Here is a 19875-nt window from a genome sequence, read left to right as displayed (position 1 = left end):
GGTTGCCGAAAGTACGTCTCAAAAGGTGCGTAGCCGACGGTGAAAGTTCCGCCCGCGCCGGTCGGGTCCATGATCGGCGCAAACGATGCGAATTGGGAAGTGCTGCGAGGGTCAAACCGCGGACTGCTGGGGAAAGCCGGGCGTCCGGCGAGCGCCGGTGGACGGGCTGCGCGCGCTGGGAGCGCTGGCGCGGCGCGCATACGCCTTTGCTATACTCCCCGGATGATAGCGAAAATCAATGGCGACCGGGCGCTGACGCTCGCTCGCGACGTGCTCGACATCGAAGCTGACGCCGTGCGCGGGCTTCGCGACCGGCTCGACGACAACTTCGTCAGCGCGGTCGATCTCATCCTCAGCTGCCGTGGACGCGTGGTCGTTTCCGGCATCGGCAAATCGGGTCATATTGCCCGCAAGCTCGCGGCCACGCTGGCCTCCACGGGCACGCCCGCCTTCTTCGTGCATCCCGCCGAAGCGAGTCACGGCGACCTGGGCATGGTGACGGCGGACGACGTCTTTATCGGCCTGTCCAATTCCGGCGAATCCGAAGAACTCGTGGCGATCCTGCCGCTCGTCAAGCGCATCGGCGCGAAGATGATCGGCATGACGGGCGACCGCCCGAGATCGACGCTCGGCAAGCTGTGCGACGTGCACCTGAACGCCGGTGTGGAAAAGGAAGCCTGCCCGCTCAATCTCGCCCCGACCGCCAGCACCACGGCGGCGCTCGCGCTGTCGGACGCGCTCGCGGTTGCGGTGCTCGACGCGCGCGGCTTCGGCGCGGACGACTTTGCGCGCTCGCATCCGGGCGGCGCACTCGGCCGCCGCCTGCTCACCTATGTGCGCGACGTGATGCGCACGGGCGAAGCCGTCCCGCAGGTGCGCGACAACGCCACGGTGCGCGACGCCCTCTTCCAGCTAACCGCCAAGCGCATGGGCATGACGGCGATCGTCAACGCCGATAACCACGTGGCGGGCATCTTCACCGACGGCGACCTGCGCCGCGTGCTCGAACGCGTGGGCGATTTCCGCGATTTGCCGATCAGCGCAGTCATGACCAAAGGACCGCGCACGATCGGTCCCGATCAACTTGCCGTGGAAGCCGTGGAACTGATGGAGCGCCATCGCATCAATCAGATGCTGGTGGTGGACGCCGACGGCGTACTCATCGGCGCACTCAACATGCACGACCTGTTCTCCAAGAAGGTGATCTGATGGCGGCTTCCGAGCTTGATGCGAAGGCGCGCGCGGCACGCGTGCGACTGATGATTTTCGACGTCGATGGCGTGCTCACCGACGGCGGCCTGCTGTTTACCGGCGCGGGCGACACCATGAAGGACTTCAACTCGCTCGACGGCCACGGCGCGAAGCTGCTGCGCGAAGCGGGCATCGACACGGCCATCATCACCGGGCGCAAGTCCGAGATCGTTGCCGTGCGCGCCAGGGAACTGCGCATCACGCATCTTTATCAGGGCGTGGAAGACAAGCGCGTTGCGTTCAAGCAGCTGCTCGCCGAAACCGGCGTCACGGCCGAACAATGCGGCTACATGGGCGACGACTGGCCCGACCTCGCGGTGATGCTCCAGTGCGGCTTTGGCGCAGCGCCGGCCAACGCGCACACCGAAGTGCTCGCGCGCGCCCATTGGGTCACCGAGCGCACCGGCGGCCACGGCGCCGTGCGCGAAGTCACCGACCTGATCCTGCGCGCCCAGGGCCACTACGACGCGATGCTCGCGCAGGCTTGCGCCGCCGAGGCGCAGCAATGAGCCAGAAGTTCCGCCTCACCTCGCTGATTCCGCTCGTCTGCGTGGCATTTCTCGCCGGCTTCACCTGGTGGCTGTTCCAGGCCGTCAAGCCGCACGAGAACGAGGCTGCGCCGCATCCGCTCACGCATTCGCCCGATTACTTCGCCGATAACTTCTCGGTTTCCGAGCTTGACCAGTCGGGCGCGACGCAGTACCGCCTGACCGCCACCCACATGGTGCATTACGAGGACGATCAGGATAGCGACCTCACGATGCCGGCGGTGCGCGCGTTCCAGCCCGGCAAACCGACCGTCACGGCCACCGGCAAGCGCGGCACGGTCAATTCGGACGCCTCGATCGTCAATCTGTATGACGACGCACGCATCCTGCGCGCCGCCGGCTATGGCAACCCCGAGATGCAGGCTGATTCCGAGCATTTCCGCGTGCTGGTGAACGACGATGTGATCCTGACCGAAAAGCCGGTTAAACTTCGTCGCGGCCTGTCGGTCATGACGGCCACCAACGGCATGAACTACAACAACGTCACCCGGGTCATCCAGCTCTACGGCAACGTCCGCGGCGCGATCGCCCCGGCTGATTCCGGCGGCTCGTCCTGATCCCCCGGGCCGTCCACGCAAGGCATGATTGCATGAACGATTCGCTTCCCCGTCATTTGTCCGGTTTGCCGCGCGCCGAGCGCTGGCGCCGCGCCGCGTTCGCCACGCTGGGCGCGCTCGCCCTCGCGCTTCCGCTCGCGGGCTTTGCGCCGGCCGCACACGCCGAACGCGCCGACAAGGACAAACCGCTCAACATCGAAGCGGATAACATGACCTATGACGACCTCAAGCAGCAGACCATCTTCACCGGTCACGTGGTCGCCACCAAGGGCACGATCCTGATCAAGGCCGACAAGCTCGTCGTCACGCAGGATCCGCAGGGTTACCAGTACGCCACCGGCACGGTCGCGCCGGGCACGCCAGACGCCAACCTCGCCTACTTCCGCCAGAAGCGCGAAGGCATCGACGAATACGTCGACGGCACCGCCGAACGCATCGACTACGACGGCAAGCAGGACCTCACCACGCTCACGACGCGCGCTACGGTGCGCCGCCTGCAAGGCCTGTCCACGGTGATGGATCAGGTGCATGGCAGCGTCGTGACCTATGACGGCCAGAACGACTTCTACACCGCGAAGTCGGGTACGGACGTCGCGGGCCCGGGCAATCCGAAGGGCCGTGTGCGCGCCATGCTATCGCCGCGCAATGGCGGCGTGCAGCCGCTCACGGGCGCTTCGGCAACGCTTGCGCCCTCCACCAAGCTTCAGGAAGCGCCGCAACAGTGAACATCGCCACCGCCTCCCCCATCCATCAGCGCCCGTCCGCGGGCAAGACGAGCTCGCTCGTCGTGCGCAACCTCAAGAAGCGCTACGGCTCGCGCACGGTGGTCAAGGACGTCTCGCTCGACGTGAAAAGCGGCGAAGTGGTTGGTCTGCTCGGTCCGAACGGCGCGGGCAAGACCACCTCGTTCTACATGATCGTGGGTCTCGTGCCGCTCGACGCGGGCGAGATCGATCTCGACGGCCAGTCGATCAGCCTGCTGCCGATCCACAAGCGCGCGGCGCTGGGGCTTTCGTATCTGCCGCAGGAAGCGTCGGTGTTCCGCAAGCTCACGGTCGAGGAGAACATCCGCGCGGTGCTCGAACTGCAAGTGGACGAGAACGGCAAACGCCTGTCGAAAGACGTCATCACGACGCGCGCCGAAGCGCTGCTCGACGAACTCCAGATTGCGCATCTGCGCGAGAATCCGGCGCTGTCACTGTCGGGCGGCGAGCGTCGCCGCGTGGAAATCGCGCGCGCACTGGCCACCGACCCAAGCTTCATTCTGCTGGACGAGCCGTTCGCGGGCGTGGACCCGATAGCCGTGCTCGAAATCCAGAAGATCGTCAAGTTCCTGAAGCAGCGCAACATCGGCGTGCTGATCACGGACCACAACGTGCGCGAAACGCTCGGCATCTGCGATCACGCCTACATCATCAGCGACGGCACCGTGCTGGCCGCCGGCGCGCCTGGTGAAATCATCGAAAACGAAAGCGTGCGCCGCGTTTACCTCGGCGAACACTTCCGCATGTAACACCGCATGTAGCAGCACGATCGGCCGGGCGCGGCATGCGCCCGGAGCCGGTCTCGCTGGCTCTGACAGAATCCGGCGGCCCGTCGCTGTATCCTGGGCGCCCAATCTGCCTCGCGCCCCCGCTTCCCCTGAGTTTTCCGTTGTGTCTGCCCGCCGTCAGCGATTGTCCGCTGCGAGCGCGCGATGCGCTATCGTGTGGCTGCGTCACAGGCGCGGCATGCTTACGCAAGACGAATAAATGCGTCATCGAGCATGGATTCGCAGGCGCTGTTTGCGCACCAAATTCGCCCCCGCAGCCCCAGCGGCACCAAGGCGGGGCACGCGCGTTTTCGCGAATGTCGCGTGGTATCGCGAGCGTGGCAAACTCTTTACAATGAATCGCACATTGCCATGAAAGCCAGCCTCCAACTCCGCCTCTCGCAGCATCTTGCGCTCACTCCGCAACTGCAGCAGTCCATCCGGCTGCTACAGCTGTCGACGCTCGAACTGCAGCAGGAAGTCGCCACGGCGATCTCGCAAAATCCACTGCTCGAGAACGACGACGACTGGATTTCAAGCCCGCTGCGCGTGGCCTCGGATGGCTCCCTCATCGCGCAGCCGCCGCAATCGTCGGCTCCGGAATCGATGCAGGGCGCGGGCAACGGCTCATCCAGCTCGTCGGGCAGCGACAGCGATAACGGCGATGGCGAACCGCGCGGCGTGGACGACTACAACGGCCTCGGCGGCGACGCGAACGGCGATTCCAGTCAATGGAACCTGGACGACTACGGTCGCTCGGGCAGCGCCTCCGACGACGACGATCTGCCGCCGCTGCAGATACACGAATCCACCACGACGCTGCGCGATCACCTGATGGCGCAGTTGCGCGAAACGAACGCGAGCCCCCGTGATCGCGCGCTCATTACGTTCCTGATCGAATCGCTCGACGAAGACGGCTACCTCTCCACGACCTGCGAGGAGATCCTTGCCGATATCCCGGAAGAGCTCGAAGTCGACAACGACGAACTGAACGCGGCACTCGCCTTGCTGCACAGTTTCGACCCGGCGGGCGTGGGCGCGCGCTCGGCCTCCGAATGTCTCAAGCTGCAACTGCTGCGCATCGATTCGTCGCCCACGCGCACGCTTGCGCTGGAAATCGTGTCGAACCATCTCGAATTGCTCGCGGCGCGCGATTTCACGCGCTTGCGCAAGCAACTGAAGACCGGCGACGACGAACTGCGCGACGCACACGCGCTGATCCGTTCGCTCGAACCGTTCCCCGGTGCGGCCTACGGCAAGGCCGAAGCGGACTACGTGGTGCCGGACATCATGGTCAAGAAGACGGGCCAGAACTGGTTCGCAGAACTGAACCCTGAAGTGGTGCCCAAGCTGCGCATCAACCATCTGTACGCGAATATCCTGCGCAACAACCGGGGCGACCCGGGCAGCGGCTCGCTGCGCCAGCAGTTGCAGGAAGCGCGCTGGCTCATCAAGAACATCCAGCAGCGCTTCGAAACCATCCTGCGCGTGGCGCAGGCTATCGTCGAGCGTCAGAAGAACTTTTTCGTGCACGGCGAGATCGCCATGCGCCCCTTGGTTTTGAGGGAGATTGCTGATACGCTGGGCCTACACGAATCAACTGTCTCGCGTGTGACAACCGGTAAATACATGCTGACTCCATTCGGGACACTTGAATTTAAGTACTTCTTCGGATCGCATGTATCGACGGACACGGGAGGCGCAGCATCCTCAACCGCGATCCGCGCGCTCATCAAGCAACTCATAGGAGCCGAGAACACCAAATCCCCTCTTTCGGACAGCCGCATAGCCGAACTGCTGGCTGAACAGGGTTTCGTGGTTGCGCGACGCACTGTCGCGAAGTATCGCGAGGCGCTGAAGATTCCAGCAGTCAATTTGCGCAAGTCTCTTTGAGCCTGTTCCGGCTTTTACGGAGCAGGCGTTTTCCGGCCGCAACGCCAGTTGGCGGAAATGGCCGGCCGCGCTAGTCGTTCGTAGCAGGCCTTTCGGGGAGCCGCACGCATCGGCAAGTCAGTCGACCGGCACAGCCGCGCTTCACGCGTCACGCGGCCATCAGCCTGGAGAAGCACTATGAATCTGAAGATCAGTGGACACCATCTCGAAGTAACGCCAGCGTTGCGAGAATATGTGATCACCAAACTGGACAGGGTGCTAAGGCATTTCGATCAGGTCATCGATGGCAATGTGGTCCTCTCGGTCGACAACCACAAGGAAAAGGACAAGAGACAGAAGGTTGAAGTCAACCTTCATCTGAAAGGCAAGGACATCTTCGTTGAGAGCTGCAATGGCGACATGTATGCCGCCATCGATCTTCTGGTCGATAAACTCGATCGCCAGGTCGTGCGTCACAAGGACCGCGTGCAGGGACATCAGCACGAAGCGCTCAAGCATCAGCCGCAGGTTCAGATCGAACTACCGCCGCAATGATGCGATGAAGATGTCGGTGCATGGCAGTGTTCGCGAGGTTGCCGGTTGAGTTCCGATGCAGCCCCGATTAACGGAAGGTTCGAACACCCAGCCATGCACACAGCACAGCCGCCCACAGGGCGGCTTTTTTATGGAAGCCCGCCATGCGCGCCGCACGTGTACGCTGCATCGAACGGTGAGCACAGGTGCAACCGTGCAACAATGGTTGCGCCGATGCCTGGCGCATCGCACCATCGGCCAGTACGCTTGATCTATAATGGACTGGTCGCTTTCGGGGTATCACGTCCCCACGGTCCCGGCTCCGCGCAGGTTGTGCCAAGGTTGTGCCAACCAAGGCGCCGGCCGCGCACGCATCGTCAGGTGCGCAAAGGCATGTATGCCTCGCGCATCCTTCGCATCGTTTGCCGGGGTGAGGAGCATTTCAGGCCACGTTTTCGCCTGCCAACATGAATCGTTTAGCCAAAATACTTCCCATCGAGAACGTCGTCGTCGGCCTGTCCGTTACCAGCAAGAAACGCGTCTTCGAACAAGCAGGCCTGATCTTCGAAAACCAGAACGGCATTGCCCGCAGCACGGTTACCGACAATCTGTTCGCGCGCGAGCGCCTCGGCTCCACCGGCCTCGGTGAGGGCGTGGCGATCCCGCACGGCCGCATCAAGGGCCTGAAGCAGCCGCTTGCCGCCTTCGTGCGTCTGGCCGAGCCAATCGCCTTCGAAGCGCCGGATGGTCAGCCCGTCTCGCTCCTCATCTTCCTGCTCGTGCCCGAACAGGCCACGCAGCAGCATCTTGAAATTCTGTCCGAGATCGCCCAGTTGCTGTCGGATCGCGAAACACGCGAGCGCCTGCACACGGAAGAGGATCGCGAGACATTGCATCGCCTGCTCACCCAGTGGCAACCTTGATGTAACGCGTGTTGCGCATTCAAGCGTGCCGCGCGCCTGCCGGGCCTGTGCGTCTGGCCCGGCGCGCGCTGCGCGGGCGGCATGCGCACGCGGCTTATCGGTGAAAACACGGGCAACCGGGCGCGACCGGTATCCGTTAATTACGGTACAAGCACGGTGTTAGTACGAAAGAAGTAGTCAAGCGAGTCACTGCGGAGTCACCGGTTCATGGACACGTCCAGCATCAACGCCCAAAGCATCTTCGACGACAACGCCACCACGCTCAAGCTCAGCTGGCTGACGGGGCACGAAGGCTGGGAACGCGGCTTTTCCGCCGAAACGGTCGCCACCGCCACGGCCAGCGCCGACCTCGTCGGCCACTTGAACCTGATTCACCCGAACCGCATTCAGGTGCTCGGCGACGCCGAGGTTCACTACTACCAGCGTCAGACTGACGAAGACCGCTCGCGCCACATGGCCGAGCTGATCGCGCTGGAGCCGCCGTTCCTCGTGGTCGCCGACGGCATGACCGCGCCGCCCGAACTGGTCCTTCGCTGCACGCGTTCGTCCACGCCGCTTTTCACCACGCCGATGTCGGCGGCCACGGTGATCGACAGCCTGCGCCTTTACATGTCGCGCATCCTCGCGCCGCGCGCGACGTTGCACGGCGTGTTCCTCGACATTCTCGGCATGGGCGTGCTGCTCACGGGCGATTCGGGTCTGGGCAAGAGCGAACTGGGGCTGGAGCTGATCAGCCGCGGCCACGGTCTGGTCGCCGACGACGCCGTGGACTTCGTTCGCCTGGGCCCCGATTTCGTCGAAGGCCGCTGCCCGCCGCTCCTGCAAAATTTGCTGGAAGTGCGCGGTTTGGGCCTGCTCGACATCAAGACGATCTTTGGTGAAACGGCCGTGCGCCGCAAGATGAAGCTCAAGCTCATCGTGCAACTGGTGCGCCGCCCGGACGGCGAATTCCAGCGCCTGCCGCTCGAATCGCAAACCGTCGACGTGCTCGGCCTGCCCATCAGCAAAGTCACGATCCAGGTGGCGGCGGGCCGAAATCTCGCCGTGCTGGTCGAAGCGGCCGTGCGCAACACGATCCTGCAACTGCGCGGCATCGACACGCTGCGCGACTTCATGGACCGCCAGCGCCTCGCCATGCAGGACCCCGACAGCCAGTTTCCCGGCAAGCTGATTTAACGCTCCCCGCGGCCCGGCCTCAAGCCAGTCCAGGGCCGCCGCTGCGCCCTCCTGTCATCGCGAGGGCGCAGATCGGATGCTATGATGACCCAATCGGGTTCATCGACTTTCCCATGCGTATCATCCTGATCACCGGCATCTCGGGTTCCGGCAAGTCAGTGGCGCTAAACGCGCTCGAAGACGTCGGCTATTTCTGTGTCGACAATCTGCCGCCGCGTTTCCTGCCGCAACTCGCGCAATATCTCTCCGAAGACGGTTACGAGCGTCTCGCGGTCGCGATCGACGCGCGCTCCAGTTCCTCGTTCGAAGACATGCCGGAGATGATCCGCGGTCTCGCGCCCCAGCATGATGTGCGCGTGCTGTTCCTCAACGCCAGCACGCAATCGCTGATCCAGCGTTTTTCGGAAACGCGCCGCCGCCATCCGCTGTCGGGTTCCGCCGCGCACGATGCGAACGTGGGCATGCTCAAGTCGCTTGAAGAAGCGATCGAGCACGAGCGCGAACTGGTCGCCAATCTCGCCGAATTCGGCCATCAGGTCGACACCAGCAATCTCAGTTCGAACGCGCTGCGCCAATGGGTCAAGGTGTTCGTCGAAGGCGAGCGCGGCTCGCTCACGCTCACCTTCGAATCGTTCGGCTTCAAGCGCGGCGTGCCGCTCGACGCGGATCTCGTGTTCGACGTGCGCACGCTGCCCAATCCGCATTACGACGCCCGTCTGCGTCCGCTCACCGGGCTCGATCAGCCCGTGATCGACTTTCTAAAGGCGCAACCGGCGGTGCATGAAATGATCGACGATATCTATGCGTTCGTGGCCAAGTGGCTGCCGCATTTTCGCGCCGACAACCGCAGTTATCTGACCGTCGCGATTGGCTGCACCGGCGGCCAGCATCGCTCGGTCTTTATCGCCCAGACGCTCGCCACGCGCTTCGCGGGCGAGTCGAACGTGATCGTGCGTCATCGCGATGCACCCCTCGACGTCGGAGAATCGTCCCGGCTTATCGCCTAACTGGCCGCGCACGCGCGGCCTTAACCGAAAGCGTTGCGCCATGTCCTCGACTCCTGCCGTGCTCGCCGATTTGCCGCTGTTTCCGCTGCATACGGTGCTCTTCCCCGGCGGCCTGCTGCCGCTCAAGATCTTCGAAGCGCGTTATCTGGACATGGCGCGCGAATGCCTGCGCGAGAAAACGCCGTTCGGCGTGTGCCTGCTGAAAAGCGGCGGCGAAGTCGCGCTGCCCGATGAGCCTTCGGTGCCCGAAACCATCGGCTGTCTCGCCGAAATCGAGCAATGCGATGTGGAGGCGTTCGGCATGCTGCTGATCCGCGCGCAGGGCACGCGGCGCTTCAGGCTGCTGTCGCATCGCGTGCAGCACGATGGCCTGCTGGTCGGCATGGCGGAACCCTTGCCCGACGACATCCCGCTCGAAGGCAGCGAAGCGCTGGCGCGTTTCGGCGCGTGCGCCGAAGTGCTGGAGCGCATCATCGCGACGATTCGCGAGCGCGATGCGGCCAGCGTCCCGTTCGCGGAGCCGTTCCGGTTCGACGATCCCACTTGGGTCTCCAACCGCCTCGCCGAAGTGCTGCCGATCGCGCTGCGCGCGCGTCAAAAGCTCATGGAACTGACCGACGCGGGTGCGCGCATTGAGGTCGTGCATCACTACATGCAGCAGCATCAGTTGCTTTGACGCCGATGCATTCGAAGTCCGCGCGTCAGATCAGCGAACCGCGCAAACCATCGAGCAATTTGCGCACGGGCGCGGGCACGCCATAGGCGTCGATGTCGCGCAATGGGACCCACGCCGTATCGGCTTCCTGCGCGACGAGCGCGCCGCCCTTGCGGCCCATCTCGACCACACGCGGTTCGATGTCGAGCTTGAAGTGCGTGAACGTGTGCGTGAGCGGCGCGAGCGCCGACACAGTCGCCAGATCCGCCCCAAGACTTTCGGCGCGCGCGGCAAGCGCGGCTTCGCCGGGCGCTTCGGGCAGACTCCACAAGCCGCCCCAGATACCCGAAGGCGGGCGCTTTTCGAGCATCACCGAATCGCCGTCCATCAGCACGAGCATCCACGTCTGCCGCAAGGGCACGGCCTTTTTCGGACGCGATGCGGGCAGTTGACGCTGCCGATTGGTGGTCTTTGCGACGCAATCGCTCGCGAACGGGCAGCGCTCGCAGTCGGGCTTGCCGCGCGTGCACAGCGTTGCGCCCAGATCCATCAGGCCTTGCGTGTAGGAAGTCACGTCGGCGTCCGTCGCATTGGCGTCCGGAACCAGCGACTCAGCGAGCGTCCACATGCCGTTTTCCACGCGCTTTTCGCCAGGGAAGCCTTCCACCCCGAACACGCGCGCGAGCACGCGCTTCACGTTGCCATCGAGAATCGTCTCGCGCGCGCCGAACGCAAACGAAGCGATCGCAGCCGCCGTCGAGCGGCCTATGCCGGGCAACTCCGCAAGTCCTTCGACGGTGCGCGGAAACTGGCCGCCGTGCTCCTGCGCCACCACCTGCGCGCAGCGATACAGATTGCGCGCGCGCGTGTAGTAGCCAAGGCCGGCCCACAGCGCCATCACATCGTCGACGGGTGCATTGGCGAGGTCCTCGACGCTCGGAAAGCGTTCGAGAAAGCGCGCGTAGTACGGAATCACGGTGGAAACCTGCGTCTGCTGCAGCATGATTTCCGATAGCCAGATGCGATAGGCATCGCGCGTGTTTTGCCACGGCAGATCGTGGCGGCCGTGCTCGCGCTGCCAGGCGATCAGGCGCGGCGCGAAGCTCGCGAGCAGTTCCACGGGATAGGTGGCCTTCAGCGCGGCCTGGCGCGCGGCGCTTGTGAGCGTGTCTTTGGATGCGGTCGAGAGATACATGGAGAAGCTTGCCCGTCAGCGCTGGCAGCGCGGACAGAAATAAGTGGAGCGTTGGCCCTGCACGATCTGCTTGATCGGCGTGCCGCAAACGCGGCAGGGTTTGCCCGCGCGGTCGTAGACGAAGTATTCGAGCTGGAAATAGCCGCTCTCGCCATTGCTGCCGACGAAGTCGCGCAGCGTGCTGCCGCCCTTTTCGATCGCTGAGGCCAGCACGGCGCGCACGGCGTCGGCGAGCAGTTCGTAGCGCGCGAGCGAAACGCGCCCGGCGGGCGTGGTCGGCCGGATGCCCGCGCGAAAAAGACTTTCCGACGCGTAGATATTGCCGACGCCCACGACGATATCGCCCGCGAGCAGCGCCTGCTTCACCGCCACCTTGCGCCCGCGGGTCTCGCGAAACAGCAGCGCGCCGTCGAAGGCGGGCGTGAACGGCTCGATGCCAAGGCTCGCCAGCAGCGGATGGCCCAGTACATCGCCGTTCTCGCGCGGATGCCACAGCACGGCGCCAAAGCGTCGCGGATCGCGGTAGCGCAGCGTGAAGTCGTCGAACAGCCAGTCGACGTGATCGTGCTTTTCGGCGGCGGGCGGCTTTGGAAAATTACGTAACACCCGCAACGTCCCAGTCATGCCAAGATGCACGATGAACCAGCCTTCATCGACTTCGAACAGCAGATACTTGCCGCGCCGCCCAACGGAACGAATCGTGCGTCCGCGCAAGGTGCGGGCGAGCGTGGCGGGCACGGGCCAGCGCAGCGACGCGTTGCGCACGTCCACGCGCTCGACGCGGCGGCCCGCGACCCACGGCTCGATGCCTCTGCGGGTGACTTCGACTTCTGGCAGTTCTGGCATGACAGGCGACAGATGAAAGGCTGGTGATGAGATTGGCTGAAACGATCGGCGGATGCGCGGGGCTGGTCTGTAACTTGCGTCATCGTCGTGCGCGTATTGTAGCCAGCGCGTTACAATCGACTGAAACATTCGACGGAATTCCATGGAACTGTCTTTCGTAAAGCTGTTTGCGAAGCGCCTGCCTGGAGCAGCGCCGCGTCTGCGCAACATCCCGGCACTGCGTGCGTTCGGACCCCGTCGCCTGCTCGGCGTCGCCGTACTCGCGGCCTGGGCTATGACCACTTCGAGCGCGTACGCGCAGGATCCGTCCCCCGACTCTGACGACACTTCCGTCACGATGCCGGACGCCTTCGGCCCCGCCACGGCGGACGAGCAGAAGGACCTGCCGAACGTCGCGCTCTCCAGCCAGATCGTCTTCCAGGTGCTCGCCGCCGAAGTCGCGCTGCAACGCGACCAGCCGGCGCCCGCCTATCAGACCTATCTCGCGCTCGCGCGCGACACGCACGATCCGCGCATGGCGCAGCGTGCGACCGAAATCGCCCTCGCCGCGCAAAGCCCCACCGACGCGCTGACCGCCGTGCAGCTGTGGCAGCAGTACGCGCCCGATTCGCAGCGCGCGGCGCAACTCGACGCCTCCCTGCTGGTGCTGAGCGGCAAGCCCGCCGATGCGCAGCCGCTGCTCGCGCGCGAACTGGCCCGCGTGCCCGCGGACAGCCGCGGTCAGGCCATCCTGTCGCTGCAACTGCTGCTCTCGCGCGGCCCGAACCGTTCGGGCGGCCTGGACGTGCTCAAGTCGCTGCTGTCAAACGACATGAACCGCCCGGAGGCGCAACTCGCGATCGGCCGTCAGCAACTGCTGGCCGACGATGTGCCCGGCGCGCGCAAGTCGTTCGAACAGGCGCTCGCGATCAAGCCCGATTTCCTGCCCGCCGCGCTGATGCTCGCGCAGATGGGCCCGGAAGAGCGCAAGGAAGGCGTCGCCGCGATCGAAAAGTACGTGCAGAGCAATCCGAAGTCGCGTGACGGACGCCTCGCGCTCGCGCAGACCTATCTGGCCTCGGATCGTCTGGACGATGCGCAGAAGCAGTTCGAGATCCTGCACAAGAACGATTCGAAGGATCTGATGCCGCTGATGGCGCTTTCGCTCATCGACGTGCAGCAGAAGAAGTACGACGACGCGAAAAAGTACCTCCAGATGTACGCGCAACAGGCTGAAAAAACGCCGGGCGCGGATGCGGGTCAGGCCTACATCTACCTCGCGCAGCTGTCCGTCGAGCAAAAAGACGACGCGGGCGCGCAGATGTGGCTCAGCAAGATCGGCCCGAGCAGCCAACAGTACGTGCCCGCGCAGATCACGCGCGCGCAGATGCTCGACCGTCAGGGCAAGATCGACGAAGCGCGCAAGCAGCTCGCCAGCATTCAGAGCGACGATCCGCGCGACCAGGCGCTGGTCGCGCGCACGGACGCCGCGATCCTGTTTGACGCGAAGCGCTATCCGGAAGCCGAAGCGCGTCTGGCCAAGGCCACCGCCGATTTCCCGGACGACCCCGACCTCACCTACGACTACGCGATGGCCGCCGAAAAGAACGGCCACTACGAAGTCATGGAAGCGCAACTGCGCAAGCTGATCAAGTCCCAGCCGGATAATCCGCAGGCGTACAACGCCCTCGGCTATTCGCTCGCGGACCGCAACCAGCGCCTGCCGGAAGCGGACCGACTGGTTGAAAAGGCTTCGTCGCTCGCGCCGGACGACGCGTTCATCATGGACAGCGTGGGCTGGGTCAAGTACCGCATGGGCGACAACGCCGATGCCATCAAGCTGCTGCGCAAGGCCTACAGCCTGCAGCCGAACGCCGAAATCGGCGCGCATCTGGGCGAAGTGCTGTGGAAGAACGGCGACCAGACCGGCGCGCGCGACGCCTGGCGCGAGGCGCGCAAGCTCGAACCCGACAACGACACGCTCCTGAAAACGCTCAAGCGTTTCCAGGTCAACGATCTCTGATGGTGAATTTCCTTCTGTCCACCGGTCTGCGCCGTCCGGCTCTGGGCGTAGCGGCCGCCGCGCTGCTCGCCCTCGCGGGCTGCGCGACGCAAGCGACGCACGAGCCGTCCACCGCGCGCGCCACGACTTCGCTGACCGCGCAGACGAGCCGCGCGTATCACGGCCGTTTCGCGATCCAGTACAACGACCAGAACGGCCAGCAGCGCAATGCCTACGGCAACTTCGACCTGCGCGAAGCCAATTCGACCGTCACGCTGCAACTGCTCAATCCGCTCGGACAGACGCTGGCCGTGGTGACGTCCGCGCCGGGTCAGGCCACGCTCGAATTGCCGAACAAACCGCCGCTCACCGCCGACAACGTCAGCACCCTGATGCAGCAGGCCATGGGCTTCGCGCTGCCGGTCGAGGGGCTGCGCTACTGGCTGCAGCCCTCCGCTGCGCCTGACTCGCGCGCACGCACGACCTTCGATCCGCAGAATCCGCAGCGCCTCTCGAAGATCGAGCAGGACGGCTGGGACATCGATTATCTTGCTTACGCGGATGCGCCGGCCACCGGCGTCAAACGCGTGAACCTCACGCGCGAAGATCCGCCGCTGCAGATCAAACTCGTGCTCGACCAGTAATCCAGCAATTCCAGGAGTCGCGCCCGGCTCGCGCTTCGACGCACGCCTCGCCGGGCGCCACGCAACATGACCGAAACTCAAGACTCGCTGCGCGATTGCCTCGCGCCCGCGAAACTCAATCTGTTCCTCCACATCACGGGCCGCCGGCCCGATGGCTATCACAATCTGCAGACGGTGTTCCAACTGCTCGATTGGGGCGATACGCTGCATTTCACGCGCCGTCAGGACGGCCGCATCACGCGCACGACCGAAGTCGACGGCGTTCCCGCCGCACACGACCTCACCGTGCGCGCCGCGACGTTGCTCAAGCAACATACGGGCACGCAGCAAGGCGTCGAAATCGACATCGAAAAGCGTCTGCCGATGGGCGCGGGGCTGGGCGGCGGCAGCTCGGACGCAGCCACCACGCTGCTTGCGCTCAACCGCCTCTGGAAGCTCGATCTGCCGCGCGAGGAATTGCAGGCGCTGGCGTTGAAACTGGGTGCGGATGTGCCCTTTTTCGTCTTCGGGAAGAATGCATTTGCAGAAGGCGTTGGCGAAGCGCTGCAGGCAGTGGAATTGCCCGCGCGCCACTTCCTGGTGGTGACGCCGCAAGCTCATGTCCCGACCGCCGAGATTTTTTCTGAAAAGCAGTTGACACGTGACACGCAGCACTGCACAATAGCATTCTTTCTTGCACAGCAAGCAACGCAGCAGGGATGGCCAGACAGCTTCGGCCATAACGATATGCAAGCCGTTGTCGCAGGAAAATACGCGGAAGTAGCGCAAGTGCTGCGATGGTTTGATGATGTGTCAAACAGTATCGCGCCGGCGCGGATGACCGGATCGGGTGCAAGCGTCTTCGCAGCATTCGCCAGTCGGTACGAAGCAGAAGCGGCTCAGGCCAGACTGCTTGCGGAAAAACCGAACTGGAGAAGCGCAGTCACCTCCAGTCTGGACAAGCATCCACTCTTCACTTTCGCGTCATAGTTTTGCGTGGCTGATCGTCCTACCGGTCAGTCAGGCTCGCAGTTCAGTGTAGGGGAGTCGCCAAGTTGGTCAAGGCACCGGATTTTGATTCCGGCATGCGAGGGTTCGAGTCCTTCCTCCCCTGCCAAAAATTCTAAAGTAGTTCGCCCAAGTAGTTCCTCTCGCCCCCCAAAGTCCGCAGCAGGTGCATGATGAGCAGCCATGACGGCCTGATGGTTTTTACTGGCAACGCAAACCCCGCGCTTGCACAGGAAGTCGTCAAGATCCTCGGTATTCCCCTCGGTAAGGCTATGGTTAGCCGCTTCTCCGACGGTGAAATCCAGGTCGAAATCCAGGAAAACGTGCGCGGTAAGGACGTCTTCGTCCTGCAATCGACCTGCGCTCCGACCAACGACAATCTGATGGAACTGATGATCATGGTTGATGCGCTCAAACGCGCATCCGCAGGCCGGATCACCGCAGCCATCCCCTACTTCGGCTATGCCCGTCAAGACCGCCGCCCCCGTTCGGCGCGCGTCGCCATCTCGGCGAAGGTCGTGGCGAACATGCTGGAAATCGCGGGCGTCGAGCGGATCATCACGATGGATCTGCACGCTGACCAGATCCAGGGCTTTTTCGATATTCCCGTCGACAACATCTACGCTACGCCCGTGCTGCTCGGCGATCTGCGCAAGCAGAATCACGAGAACCTGCTGGTCGTTTCGCCGGACGTTGGCGGCGTGGTGCGCGCCCGTGCGCTCGCCAAGCAACTGAATTGCGATCTCGCGATCATCGACAAGCGTCGTCCGAAGGCAAACGTCGCCGAAGTGATGAACATCATCGGTGAAGTCGAAGGCCGCACCTGCGTGATCATGGACGACATGGTCGACACCGCCGGCACGCTCTGCAAGGCAGCGCAAGTGCTCAAGCAACGCGGCGCGAAGAAGGTGTTCGCTTACGCCACGCACCCGGTTCTCTCGGGTGGCGCGGGCGAGCGCATCGCAGCCTCGGAACTCGACGAACTGGTCGTGACCGACACGATTCCGCTGGGCGCAGAAGCCCGTGCCTGCTCGAAGATCCGCGCGCTCACCAGCGCCGGTCTGCTGGCAGAAACGTTCTCGCGCATCCGTCGCGGCGACTCGGTGATGTCGCTGTTCGCGGACAGCTAAAAGGATTCACGCGACAGGCGCGGCATTCGCAAGGATGCCGCGCCTTCGTGTAATCAGCGCAGGCGAACGAAGGTCTGTGCTGTTATCGTCGGGGGCCTTCTGGCAAGTGTTTGCCGAAAGGACCCCGTTTTACTTACTGCCTGGTCGCGGGCAGTGCATTGAAAAGAGAACACCATGAAAGTCATCGCTTTCGAGCGTAACCTGCAAGGTACGGGTGCGAGCCGCCGCCTGCGCATCGCTGGCAAGACCCCTGGCATCGTTTACGGTGTCGGCGCTGAGCCGCAACTGATCGAAGTCGATCACAACGCGCTGTGGCACGCCCTCAAGAAAGAAGCTTTCCACTCGTCGATCCTCGAACTCGAAGTGGCAGGCAAGTCGCAACAGGTTCTGCTGCGCGACGTGCAATACCACCCGTTCCGTCAGCTCGTGCTGCACGTGGACTTCCAGCGCGTTGACCCGAGCAAGAAGATCCACACGAAGGTGCCCCTGCACTTCATGAACCAGGAAACCAACCCGGCAGTCAAGCTGGGTGGCGCGATCATCTCGCACGTTCTGGCTGAAATCGAAGTCCAGTGCCTGCCGGGCCAACTGCCGGAATTCATCGAAGTCGACCTCGCGAACATCGAAGCCGGCCAGTCGCTGCACGCCAAGGACATCACCCTGCCCGCAGGCGTGACGCTGGTTCAGCACGTTGAAGCCGAAAACCCGGTCGTCGCTTCGGCACCGGTTCCGGCTGGCGCGCAAGCCGCTGCTGAAGGCGAAGCAGCTGCTGAATAAGCTGCCGGCAACAGCCGATCCTCTCGATCCGTTTGAATAAAACGGAACGACGTGACCCGCCGCGGTTCGCCCGGCGGGTTTTTTTTCGCACTCTTTTCTACTCTTCCGTACACTTGCGGATCGATCCAGCAATTCATCGATTCACGCAGGCGGAACACCCAACATGATCAGGTTGATCGTCGGGCTCGGCAATCCGGGCGCCGAATACACGGCGACGCGCCACAACGCGGGCTTCTGGCTCGTGGACCAGCTCGCGCGCGAAGCCGGCACCACCCTGCGCGACGAGCGCCGCTTCCATGGCCACTACGCAAAGGCGCGTCTCTACGGCGAGGAAGTGCATCTGCTCGAACCGCAGACGTATATGAACCGCTCGGGCCAGTCGGTCGTCGCGGTGGCGAACTTCTTCAAGATCCTGCCCGACGAGATCCTCGTCGCGCATGACGAACTCGATCTGCCGCCCGGCACCGTCAAGCTCAAGCTCGGCGGCGGCAGTGGCGGGCATAACGGTTTGAAGGACATTTCCGCGCATCTGTCGACGCAGAATTACTGGCGTCTGCGCATCGGCATCGGCCATCCGCGCGATCTGATTCCCGAAGGCGCGCGCGCCGGCGCCAAGCCGGATGTGGCGAACTTCGTGCTCAAGCCGCCGCGCCGCGAGGAGCAGGATGTGATCGACGCGTCGATCGAGCGCTCGCTCGCCATCATGCCCACCTTCGTGAAGGGCGAAACCGAACGCGCCGTGATGCTGCTGCATCGCAACGGCTGAAATCCGCGCGCGCTGCGTCGGGACTCGCGGCCGCGCGCCGCAAGTCTTATCGAAGTCAAGGAGAGCGTCTTGAGTCGTTTCTGGAGTGACATCGTCCACCGCCTCGTGCCCTACGTGCCCGGCGAGCAGCCGGCCCTCGCGCACCCGGTCAAACTGAACACCAACGAGAATCCCTACCCGCCTTCGCCGCGCGTACTCGACGCGATCCGCGCCGAACTGGGCGAGCATGCGGAAGCGCTGCGCCGTTACCCCGATCCGCTCGCCAAGGGCCTGCGCGCCACCGTGGCCGCGCATCACGGCCTGCAACCGAACCAGGTGTTTGTCGGCAACGGCTCGGACGAAGTGCTCGCACACGCATTCCAGGCGCTCCTCAAGCACGACAAGCCGCTGCTTTTCCCCGACATCAGCTACAGCTTCTATCCGACCTACGCGCGCCTTTACCAGATTGAATTCGAGACGGTGCCGCTCGACGCGCAATTCACGATCTGCGTCGACGACTATCTCGCGCAGAACCGCCCGAACGGCGGCGTGATTTTCCCGAATCCGAACGCGCCAACCGGCCACGTTCTGCCGCTCGCCGACGTCGAGCGTCTGGTCGCGGGCAATCCGGATTCGGTGGTGATCGTCGACGAAGCGTATGTGGATTTCGGCGCGCAATCGGCCATTGCGTTGATCGATCGCTATCCGAACCTGCTGGTGGTGCATACGACGTCGAAGTCGCGCTCGCTCGCGGGCATGCGCGTAGGCTTCGCATTCGGCCACGCCGATCTGATCGACGCGCTCAACCGCGTGAAGGACAGCTTCAACTCCTATCCGCTCGACCGGCTCGCCCAGGCGGCGGCCACGGCGGCCTATGAAGACCATGCCTACTTCGAGTCGACCTGCCAGCGTGTGATCGACAGCCGCGCGCGCCTCGTTGCCTCGCTTGAAGCGCTGGGCTTCGAAGTCGTGCCGTCGGCGGCGAACTTCGTGTTCGCGAAGCATCCGCAGCACGACGCGGCGACGATCTCGGCGAAACTGCGCGAGCAGGAGATCTTCGTGCGCCACTTCAACGCCCCGCGCATCAACCAGCATCTGCGTATTTCGGTCGGCACAGACGCCGAATGCGACACGCTCGTCGCGGCGCTCAAGGCCATCGTCGCCTGACGTTCCCTACCGCGCCGAGCCATAAAAAAACGCGCCCTCGGGCGCGTTTCCTTTTTCCAGTCGTGAAAACCTCAGGCGTTCTTCGCCGCCGTCAGCGTCTCATACTTCTGCATCAGTTGCTGTTGCGATTCGAGGTGCTCGGGATTCTTCGGGATGCACTCCACCGGACACACCTGGATGCACTGAGGCTCGTCGAAATGGCCGACGCACTCCGTGCACTTGTTCGGGTCGATCACGTAGATTTCCGGGCCCATCGAGATCGCACCGTTCGGGCACTCGGGCTCGCAAACGTCGCAATTGATGCACTCGTCGGTAATCATCAGGGCCATACTTCTCTCGCTTTTCCCTT

At 63.7% G+C, this 19875-nt stretch carries 21 protein-coding genes and 1 tRNA gene; 19 read left to right on the top strand and 3 right to left on the bottom strand.

From position 1 onward, the window contains the following. Positions 1 to 222 precede the first annotated feature (222 nt). From kdsD to F4827_RS05475, 11 genes are all read left to right on the top strand, one after another. Positions 223 to 1209, top strand: coding sequence for an arabinose 5-phosphate isomerase KdsD (kdsD, locus tag F4827_RS05525; protein ID WP_183722605.1), 987 nt, complete (start codon positions 223 to 225; stop codon positions 1207 to 1209). Further along, positions 1209 to 1760: an HAD family hydrolase gene (locus F4827_RS05520; protein WP_183722603.1), complete on the top strand. Its 552-nt coding sequence runs from the start codon at positions 1209 to 1211 to the stop codon at positions 1758 to 1760. The genes kdsD and F4827_RS05520 overlap by 1 nt, the downstream gene beginning before the upstream one ends. Next, positions 1757 to 2356 (top strand): LPS export ABC transporter periplasmic protein LptC, encoded by a 600-nt coding sequence (gene lptC, locus F4827_RS05515; protein WP_183722601.1) that lies wholly within the window; start codon positions 1757 to 1759, stop codon positions 2354 to 2356. The genes F4827_RS05520 and lptC overlap by 4 nt, the downstream gene beginning before the upstream one ends. Positions 2357 to 2388: 32 nt before the next feature. Then, positions 2389 to 3081, top strand: coding sequence for a lipopolysaccharide transport periplasmic protein LptA (gene lptA / locus F4827_RS05510; protein ID WP_183722599.1), 693 nt, complete (start codon positions 2389 to 2391; stop codon positions 3079 to 3081). Positions 3082 to 3101: 20 nt separating this feature from the next. Beyond that, entirely contained in the window at positions 3102 to 3869 is a 768-nt protein-coding gene (gene lptB, locus F4827_RS05505) for an LPS export ABC transporter ATP-binding protein (protein ID WP_167067570.1), read from the top strand. A gap of 390 nt (positions 3870 to 4259) precedes the next feature. Further along, on the top strand, positions 4260 to 5780 hold the full coding sequence (locus tag F4827_RS05500) for an RNA polymerase factor sigma-54 (RefSeq protein ID WP_183722597.1): 1521 nt from the start codon (positions 4260 to 4262) through the stop codon (positions 5778 to 5780). 177 nt (positions 5781 to 5957) lie between these two features. After that, on the top strand, positions 5958 to 6314 hold the full coding sequence (gene hpf / locus F4827_RS05495; protein WP_183722595.1) for a ribosome hibernation-promoting factor, HPF/YfiA family: 357 nt from the start codon (positions 5958 to 5960) through the stop codon (positions 6312 to 6314). A 446-nt stretch (positions 6315 to 6760) separates the two neighbouring features. After that, positions 6761 to 7216 carry a PTS IIA-like nitrogen regulatory protein PtsN gene (gene ptsN / locus F4827_RS05490; protein WP_027815677.1) on the top strand — a complete coding sequence of 152 codons (456 nt, stop codon included), beginning with the start codon at positions 6761 to 6763 and terminating at the stop codon, positions 7214 to 7216. Between the two features lie 207 nt (positions 7217 to 7423). Next, positions 7424 to 8392, top strand: a complete 969-nt coding sequence (gene hprK, locus F4827_RS05485; RefSeq protein ID WP_027815678.1) for an HPr(Ser) kinase/phosphatase — start codon at positions 7424 to 7426, stop codon at positions 8390 to 8392. 113 nt (positions 8393 to 8505) lie between these two features. Continuing rightward, positions 8506 to 9399 (top strand): RNase adapter RapZ, encoded by an 894-nt coding sequence (gene rapZ / locus F4827_RS05480; RefSeq protein ID WP_183722592.1) that lies wholly within the window; start codon positions 8506 to 8508, stop codon positions 9397 to 9399. 40 nt (positions 9400 to 9439) lie between these two features. Further along, positions 9440 to 10075, top strand: coding sequence for an LON peptidase substrate-binding domain-containing protein (locus F4827_RS05475; RefSeq protein WP_183722590.1), 636 nt, complete (start codon positions 9440 to 9442; stop codon positions 10073 to 10075). Between the two features lie 25 nt (positions 10076 to 10100). On the opposite strand, the gene mutY is transcribed toward F4827_RS05475, so the two are convergent. Together mutY and mutM are read right to left on the bottom strand one after the other, a co-directional pair. Next, positions 10101 to 11249: an A/G-specific adenine glycosylase gene (mutY, locus tag F4827_RS05470; RefSeq protein WP_183722588.1), complete on the bottom strand. Its 1149-nt coding sequence runs from the start codon at positions 11247 to 11249 to the stop codon at positions 10101 to 10103. 15 nt (positions 11250 to 11264) lie between these two features. After that, positions 11265 to 12095 carry a bifunctional DNA-formamidopyrimidine glycosylase/DNA-(apurinic or apyrimidinic site) lyase gene (gene mutM, locus F4827_RS05465; RefSeq protein WP_183722585.1) on the bottom strand — a complete coding sequence of 277 codons (831 nt, stop codon included), beginning with the start codon at positions 12093 to 12095 and terminating at the stop codon, positions 11265 to 11267. A 142-nt stretch (positions 12096 to 12237) separates the two neighbouring features. Here mutM and F4827_RS05460 point away from each other — a divergent pair, with 142 nt between their 5' ends. The 8 genes from F4827_RS05460 to hisC all read left to right on the top strand — a co-directional run bounded on the left by F4827_RS05460 (position 12238) and on the right by hisC (position 19526). Then, positions 12238 to 14097, top strand: a complete 1860-nt coding sequence (locus tag F4827_RS05460) for a tetratricopeptide repeat protein (protein WP_183722583.1) — start codon at positions 12238 to 12240, stop codon at positions 14095 to 14097. Beyond that, positions 14097 to 14720, top strand: coding sequence for a lipoprotein insertase outer membrane protein LolB (lolB, locus tag F4827_RS05455; RefSeq protein WP_183722581.1), 624 nt, complete (start codon positions 14097 to 14099; stop codon positions 14718 to 14720). The genes F4827_RS05460 and lolB overlap by 1 nt, the downstream gene beginning before the upstream one ends. Positions 14721 to 14786: 66 nt before the next feature. Beyond that, the gene (gene ispE / locus F4827_RS05450; protein WP_183722579.1) at positions 14787 to 15689 is read left to right on the top strand and encodes a 4-(cytidine 5'-diphospho)-2-C-methyl-D-erythritol kinase; all 903 of its coding nucleotides are present in this window, start codon (positions 14787 to 14789) and stop codon (positions 15687 to 15689) included. 50 nt (positions 15690 to 15739) lie between these two features. Continuing rightward, positions 15740 to 15816, top strand: a tRNA-Gln gene (locus F4827_RS05445). A 64-nt stretch (positions 15817 to 15880) separates the two neighbouring features. After that, positions 15881 to 16837, top strand: a complete 957-nt coding sequence (locus F4827_RS05440; RefSeq protein ID WP_167067566.1) for a ribose-phosphate pyrophosphokinase — start codon at positions 15881 to 15883, stop codon at positions 16835 to 16837. Between the two features lie 174 nt (positions 16838 to 17011). Beyond that, entirely contained in the window at positions 17012 to 17614 is a 603-nt protein-coding gene (locus tag F4827_RS05435) for a 50S ribosomal protein L25/general stress protein Ctc (protein ID WP_183722577.1), read from the top strand. A gap of 163 nt (positions 17615 to 17777) precedes the next feature. Next, complete coding sequence (pth, locus tag F4827_RS05430; RefSeq protein ID WP_183722575.1) at positions 17778 to 18380, top strand: aminoacyl-tRNA hydrolase; 603 nt, start codon at positions 17778 to 17780, stop codon at positions 18378 to 18380. Between the two features lie 69 nt (positions 18381 to 18449). Beyond that, a complete protein-coding gene (gene hisC / locus F4827_RS05425) occupies positions 18450 to 19526 on the top strand; it encodes a histidinol-phosphate transaminase (RefSeq protein ID WP_183722573.1) in 1077 nt (358 codons plus the stop codon). Positions 19527 to 19597: 71 nt separating this feature from the next. Here hisC and F4827_RS05420 read toward each other — a convergent pair whose 3' ends face one another. Beyond that, positions 19598 to 19855, bottom strand: a complete 258-nt coding sequence (locus F4827_RS05420; RefSeq protein ID WP_183722571.1) for a YfhL family 4Fe-4S dicluster ferredoxin — start codon at positions 19853 to 19855, stop codon at positions 19598 to 19600. Between the last annotated feature and the right edge of the window lie 20 nt (positions 19856 to 19875).

This window comes from Paraburkholderia bannensis, assembly GCF_014200455.1.
GTDB lineage: Bacteria > Pseudomonadota > Gammaproteobacteria > Burkholderiales > Burkholderiaceae > Paraburkholderia > Paraburkholderia bannensis_A.
This window is presented reverse-complemented; position numbering and strand designations above follow the sequence as displayed.